This window comes from Nocardia sp. NPDC059228 (genome assembly GCF_042754245.1).
GTDB lineage: Bacteria > Actinomycetota > Actinomycetes > Mycobacteriales > Mycobacteriaceae > Nocardia.
The window spans coordinates 140,038-146,142 of sequence record NZ_JBHZAL010000022.1 but is presented as its reverse complement, the minus strand read 5'-3'; the positions used below and the strand labels follow the sequence as shown (position 1 = coordinate 146,142).

The 6,105-nt window shown below is 66.3% G+C and carries 7 protein-coding genes; 1 reads left to right on the top strand and 6 read right to left on the bottom strand.

Going from position 1 to position 6,105, the window contains the following annotated elements; genetic code table 11:
- Positions 1-531 precede the first annotated feature (531 nt).
- The 4 genes from ACFXKA_RS28885 to ACFXKA_RS28870 all read right to left on the bottom strand — a co-directional run bounded on the left by ACFXKA_RS28885 (position 532) and on the right by ACFXKA_RS28870 (position 3,636).
- Positions 532-1,017 carry a DUF5994 family protein gene (locus tag ACFXKA_RS28885; RefSeq protein WP_379429690.1) on the bottom strand — a complete coding sequence of 162 codons (486 nt, stop codon included), beginning with the start codon at positions 1,015-1,017 and terminating at the stop codon, positions 532-534.
- 202 nt (positions 1,018-1,219) lie between these two features.
- Positions 1,220-2,125: a phosphatidylinositol mannoside acyltransferase gene (locus ACFXKA_RS28880; protein WP_379429689.1), complete on the bottom strand. Its 906-nt coding sequence runs from the start codon at positions 2,123-2,125 to the stop codon at positions 1,220-1,222.
- Between the two features lie 258 nt (positions 2,126-2,383).
- Positions 2,384-3,304 (bottom strand): PAS and ANTAR domain-containing protein, encoded by a 921-nt coding sequence (locus tag ACFXKA_RS28875; RefSeq protein ID WP_379429688.1) that lies wholly within the window; start codon positions 3,302-3,304, stop codon positions 2,384-2,386.
- Positions 3,259-3,636 (bottom strand): STAS domain-containing protein, encoded by a 378-nt coding sequence (locus ACFXKA_RS28870; protein ID WP_379429687.1) that lies wholly within the window; start codon positions 3,634-3,636, stop codon positions 3,259-3,261. Before ACFXKA_RS28870 ends, ACFXKA_RS28875 begins: the two co-directional genes overlap by 46 nt.
- A gap of 506 nt (positions 3,637-4,142) precedes the next feature.
- Between ACFXKA_RS28870 and ACFXKA_RS28865 the strand changes: the two genes are divergently transcribed.
- Positions 4,143-4,580, top strand: coding sequence for a hypothetical protein (locus ACFXKA_RS28865; RefSeq protein WP_379429686.1), 438 nt, complete (start codon positions 4,143-4,145; stop codon positions 4,578-4,580).
- A gap of 512 nt (positions 4,581-5,092) precedes the next feature.
- Here ACFXKA_RS28865 and ACFXKA_RS28860 read toward each other — a convergent pair.
- Positions 5,093-5,533: a DUF5994 family protein gene (locus ACFXKA_RS28860; protein WP_379429685.1), complete on the bottom strand. Its 441-nt coding sequence runs from the start codon at positions 5,531-5,533 to the stop codon at positions 5,093-5,095.
- A gap of 375 nt (positions 5,534-5,908) precedes the next feature.
- Positions 5,909-6,105 (bottom strand): DUF5994 family protein (locus ACFXKA_RS28855; protein WP_379429684.1); only part of this gene is annotated, 197 nt, incomplete at its 5' end.

Here is a 6,105-nt window from a genome sequence, read left to right as displayed (position 1 = left end):
CATCGGACACAACGATCTCAACAGCAGAAGGCCCACGATGCGACACCGAAACAGGCTAACAACTTACGGGATGCATTTCAGGCGCGACACACTAGACGAGCTGTCATGGCTGCATACCGTGCTGTTCGAAGCGACCACGACCTGCCGGTCAGGGAAACGACTGAGCCCTCACCCGGAACACCGGACGGGGGCTCAGTCAAACCAGCGTGGTCAGACTACGCCGACCAGCGGAAACAACGTCAGGAGCTCTGCTTTCCACCAGAGGTTATTCCAAAGCGGAACTCGACCACGATGGCGTCGAATATCTGCAGGTCAAACGCCCTGCCCATATCTCAACTCGCGTTCCGGAACCGAATAACCTCTGTACAGTCTCCACCGATCCGACCGTGGAGGAGGGCCTGTCGACACCGGTGCTGATGAAGCTATCGGGACGTACGTCGGTGCGCAGTCTCGCAAAGTACGCGAAGGTGTCCGACGAGGGGCTGCGGCTTATCGAACCGACAGCGACCCCGCGGCGCGCCGGCGGCGGGGTCACTGATCGGCTGAGGTGCCCATCGCGGCATGGTTGGTGATGGGGCGTGGTTCGTGGTTCCTGGCCATCACGTTTGGCGCCGTAGATCGGGTGGGTTCGCCGGCCCCTTCGGGTACCGGGGTGGGTGCCGGGTCGGTGCTCGGGTGGAGGACCTGCAGCACGATCACGGTGCCGTTGGTTCCGTACACGTACATGGTGTCGAACAGCTCGAACGGGTACGGATCGAGTCGGATGGTGCGGTCGTCCATGAGCAGATGCGAGCTGGCGGGTGACCAGGCGGTCGGGTCGTAGACCACGCGCGATATCGGCCCGATCCCCAACTGGAGTGCGGTCAGCAGATCGGGGAGCTCGGTGACGAGGTTGGTCGATCCTGGCCACCAGGTGGCGTCGATGTAGTCCCTCGGGTCTTGATGGAGATCCAGTCGCGGGGTCGGGGTGAGTCCGCGCGCCGGTGCTGGCGGAGTGGATAACAGTGACGGCGTCATCGGACGCTCCCATCACGGCCTGACGGAAGGCCGGATCGTTGAATCCGGTGACGACGCAACCTCGGCTGGTCAGCGCGCGTATTGCCGCCGGGTACTGTCGAGCTTACGCCCCCAGATGCAGCCATCCAGCAGGCAGCGTCCGCGGGACCGGGCCCGGGGCCGGGGCCGGGTCGGGTGCGCGCTGATGGACGGTTGGGCCGGATCAGTTGTGCGGATTGCTGCGCGCCTGCTCGCGGATGAGCTGGTCGGCGGTCCACAGCGGTTGCAGCATGTGCCAGTCGGTGGGGTGCGCGGCGATTGCGGCGGCGAACCGGTCGGCCAGGGTCTGAGCTGTGGGCTGCACGCCGCCGGCGGTGTCGATCGCAGCGCCCACGTGGAATCCCCAGCCGTCGGGGGTGAACCAGCAGTGCACCGGAAGCAGTGGCGCACCGGTGTCGATCGCCAGCCGGGCCGGGCCTGCCGGCATGCGGGCCGGTTCGCCGAAAAAAGTGACCGACACACCCGCAGCGGTCAGGTCGCGGTCCCCGAGCAAGCCGACGATCCGCCCCTGCCGCAGCCGCGCGGTCAGCTGCGCGAACGGCGGTGCGGCACCACCGGTGAGCGGGACGATCTCGAATCCCAGGCGCTCACGGAACCGCACGAACCGCTGGAACAACGATTCCGGTTGCAGCCGCTCGGCGACGACGGTCGGTGTGCCGATCCGCTGTACCAGCCACACTCCCGCCATGTCCCAGTTGCCGCTGTGCGGTAGCGCCAGCACTGCCCCGCGTCCGTGCTCGACCGCCTCGTGGATGTGTTCGAGCCCGGTGGCCGCGGTTTCGATGGTCGCGGCCAGCCGCACCGGATCCATCGACGGCAGCCGGAACGCTTCGCACCAGTAGCGGGCGTAGGAGCGCAGGCTCGCGCGCACAAGTTCGTCGGGCACATCCGCCGGGGTGGTGGACAGCACCCGGGCCAGATTTCGGCGTAGCTGAACCGGTCCACCTCCTCGGGCAGCGCGGTCGGCCGCGACCTCGAACGATCGCATCGCCCACCGCTGCGGCAGGGCCCGTACCAGCCGCCAACCGGCCGCGTACCCAAGATCCCACGTGCGGGCGGCCAGGGTCACTGACCTGCACCGGCCCGTGCTGAATATCGGCAGCAGATCGTGGGGGTATCCGGCTGTGCACAGGTCTCGGTAGGTTCGGCGAGGTGACCGAACAGGCGCGAGCGCCGACGATTGTTGCCTTCCATCTACACATTGCATACCAACAGGTCGGCCTTCTCAACCGGTCGCTGCCTGATCGTGGCTGATGATGGGGTCGTTAGGGCCTGTGGGGTCCAGTCGGCCGAGGATTAATTGGTGGCTTGGCGGTGCTGGCGGAGTTCAGGGTTCGAGGTCCTGTTCGACCGGTTTGCCAGGGGCTCGCTGGTGGTGCAGGGTCAGCAGCAGGTGATCGAATTGCGAGCGTGTCGCCGGTGATATCTGAATGGTGGCGATTTCGCCGATCAGCCTGGCCGCCAGGTCACGCACGCGGATGTTGGTTTCCTGTGACCGCCACACCAGTACCCGGAACGCATGCTCTGCGCTGAGGCCGTAGACGAGCATCAGCGCTCCTTTGGCCTGCTCGATCACCACCCGATGTTCGAGTATCTGCGGCAGCAGGTCGTTGAGGATCGCGTGGGTCCGGGCGGGGTCAAGGTCGGTCAGGTCGATGTAGTAGCCCTCGGTGCCGACCACGGCGCCGGTGTCGTCGGTGATCGAGTCCGACACGACCGCGACGTGGTGCTCGATGCCGTGGGTGTCGATGATGCGGTGGCGGCTGGAGAACGGGGCGTGGTCGCGCACCGAGGTGACCAGTGCCGCTTCCACTCGGTCGCGGTCATCGGGATGTTTGTGCGACAGCAGCAGTTCGGTGGTCGGGGTCACCTCACCGGGAGCGTAGCCGTGCATGCGGGCCACCTCGTCGGACCATTCCCAGCGTTGGTCGGCAAAGTGGAACCGGAACCAGCCCGCTTGCAGTGCGTCGCCAGCGCCGACCACCTTCTCCACCGAGGCCACCGCTTCACCGGTGCCGCGGTCGTCCTCGGCCATGGCCTCATTCTCGCACCCGGCGGCCCGGCGCGAACGGGACGGCACAGGCACTGGAACTCCTGCAACCCGCTGCACGCCTGCCCCGAGGTCCACGGCCTCCATTAACCCCGCCCTGGACACTCGGTGTCGGTCGCTATCCGTTCGGAAAACGATGATGAGGGAGGCGATCAGGTCCGCGTGCGTAGAGGTCTTCTGTTGCAGGTCGCGATCCACGGCTTCGACATACAGGCCTCGGCGACCGTGGTCGCCGTGTTCAGGTCGACGGGGCCACAGACTTCGAGCAGGCGGTTCACGCATCGTGGTCCGACGACCACACACAGGGCGCGGTAACGCTGCCTGGCGTGGGCGTCGGCGTCGAGGAGGGCCTGCAGGCCCGAGATGCTCAAGAAGCTCAGATGCGACAGGTCCACCACGACCAGCCGACGACTGAGAGAGATCGCATAACGGAGATGTTCGCCCAGCTCACCGACATTGGTGGCGTCGATCTCGCCGGTAACGATCACGATGACGATCGACGGAGTCGGCCTGCTGCGGGTGATGCGCATCAAGGCACGCGACCCGTGCTGCTCGGCTCCAGCTGCTCCGCTCTCAACAAGGAATGTGTTCGACATCAGGACCAGATCCTTTTGCCCATTGCTTGTATCGCCCCGCGCCGCACGAGCACGGGATGGGCTGCTGCTTCAACCCTGAGCAGTAGTTCCCAGCACACCGCTGAGACCCGCCTGCGACTCTCAATAATGCTTCATACCAGCGGAAATGGGAAGAGGATCTGCGCCGCGACTAGACCTCAGCGTGACACGCATCAGAGTGCACGACCCGTACCGCTCGGCCTCTGCATCCGCACCGCCTGCTGCTGCCGGGCACGCCGATGTGTGCGAGCCGCTCGATAGGGAACTCCATAACCGACAGCACCGGTCCGCCACCACAGGGGACCCCGGTTCACTCCGACCCACCAGCCCTGCACTCGCGTCCGCCTCTCCGCACCGACCCACGTGGCCCGTCGGGAGCGAGGCGACAGAACGGGGAGTCGGTGCGGAGAGGCAGTGACACCGTGAACGACAACTCCAACCCGCGCCGCCATCAAAAGGGCCCCGAACCCACACGCAGGTCCCGCATCCAGCTCGCCCCCACCCTGCACGCCGGACATCAACTCCGCTGCTTCGTCGACGAGGTCTGCAACGGCTGGCTCATCGGCCAAGCGGGGCTGCTGACGCGCCTGGTCGCGACCGAACTGGTCGAACAAATGCTGTCGCACGCGCACCCCGGCCACGTCCTGACCATCGAACTCGAATTGCGCGGCCCGCAACTACTCATCCGCGTCCACACCCCGCACACCCTGCCCGCGACCCCGGTACCCAACCCGATCGACACCCCGGCAATCATGGCGCGTCTGACCACGAGCTTGGGGCACACCCCGTACCCCGACAACCGCGACACCGGCTACACCCTCTGGGCCGGGATCGCTGTCGATCAACCCGCCCGCGGCTAACCCCACCCGCCGTCAACAGCATGGCAACACTCGATTCGCAGGCACTACCACCGCAGCACAGATACACGCTACGGCGCTTCACCCTCCAGGCGGACCACTACGCCCCCGATGCACGGGGCAACCCCCGCCAGCGACCCCACAACACGGCCACCGCATGTTCGGAAAACGATGGTGGGATCTCCAAGCCACAAGCGACGCATACGGCTTGCCCCGCCTGCGCCTGCCTCTCGGTAGCCCGACCCTCAGGTTTCAACCACGTGGGCGAGGTGGGGTTCCGGTAGTCATCGGCACTGTGCCCGTGGGTTCTGTCGAACTCCTCACGTGATCGAAAAGATCCGGAGAAGAACCGAACTTGCAGCAGACACCCGCAGCGCGACGCCGTGCGAAATGCGCGTCGCGGCGGCGCAGGAGCAGGCGGGGAGCGCGGGTCGGGTTGGGGAAGGGCTGCCGGTTGCGAGGAGACGGTGTCGCGGCGCCCATCGCGGCGTGGTTGGGTGATTGGGGTTCGTGGTTCAGGACCGTCGTTCCTGGGCCGGTTCGGTCCGGGCAGGTCGCCCAGCCGCCGCGAGCACGGACTGTGCCAGGGCGGGGTCGGTGCCCAGGGGGATGGCGTGCAACACGATCACGGTGCCGTCGGTCCCGCACATGTACATGATGCCGAACAGTTTGAACGGATACCGGTCCAGTCGTATGGTGCGGTCGGCCACGAGGTGGTGCCGGCCGGTCGGTGACCAGACGCGCGGGTCGTAGACGATGCGCCTTATCGGCCCTGCTCGCGGACGGAGTGCGGTGATCAGATCCGGGAGCTCGACAGCGAGGTTGCTCGATTGTGGCCACCAGGTCGCATCGATGTAGCCGCTCACCTCGGAGTCCGGGCGCAGACGGAATCGTGGGGTGTCAGTGGGTGTGCGACCAAGCGGTGCCGAAAGCACGTTCGTCGATTGTGGCGTCATCAGACGCTCCTGCCGTGGCCTCTGGGAAGGCCGGATGTCGAATTCGGGGACGGCGCGACCTCTGCTGGTCAGCGCGCGTGATGCCGCCGAATGCTTCGAGCCTACGCGCCGGTGCGCACCGCGCGAGCGGCACAGATAGCGGCGGACGAGCCCGCCCGGACCGGACCCGGTCCGCACCCGGCGGGACAGCGAGCGTGGTTCGGCTGCCGGGTCAACGTGACGGATTGCTGCATGGGTGCCCAAGAGATATCCGGTCGGCGGTCCACGCTGGTTGGGGGTGCCGGTAGGATCATGTCACCAGCCGCAAAGGCAGTGCGGCACAGGAGGTTCGCCGAACTTCATTGGGTTTTCGGCGGCCTCTAGCAGACCCTTAGTTCATGATTCTGGCTGGTCAGCGATCGCGCTTAGGGCTCTGCGCATCTGCGCGTCGGCGCGGTCAGTGGTGGTGGCGGGATCGATCACCAGCAATCGAAGGCACCGATCGTGCGGGCCGAAGACATACATCACCTGAGGTGGCTGGCCCGGAAGCGGTCCGGTGACCTCGATCCCGTCGGGAGCGTCGATGCGGCGTT

What these genes read in the sequence shown, in the direction of transcription:
- ACFXKA_RS28870 (WP_379429687.1), bottom strand. Translation starts at nt 3,636, where the DNA reads ATGCGCATCACCCGCAGCAGGCCGACTCCGTCGATCGTCATCGTGATC.
- ACFXKA_RS28885 (WP_379429690.1), bottom strand. Translation starts at nt 1,017, where the DNA reads ATGACGCCGTCACTGTTATCCACTCCGCCAGCACCGGCGCGCGGACTC.
- ACFXKA_RS28860 (WP_379429685.1), bottom strand. Translation starts at nt 5,533, where the DNA reads ATGACGCCACAATCGACGAACGTGCTTTCGGCACCGCTTGGTCGCACA.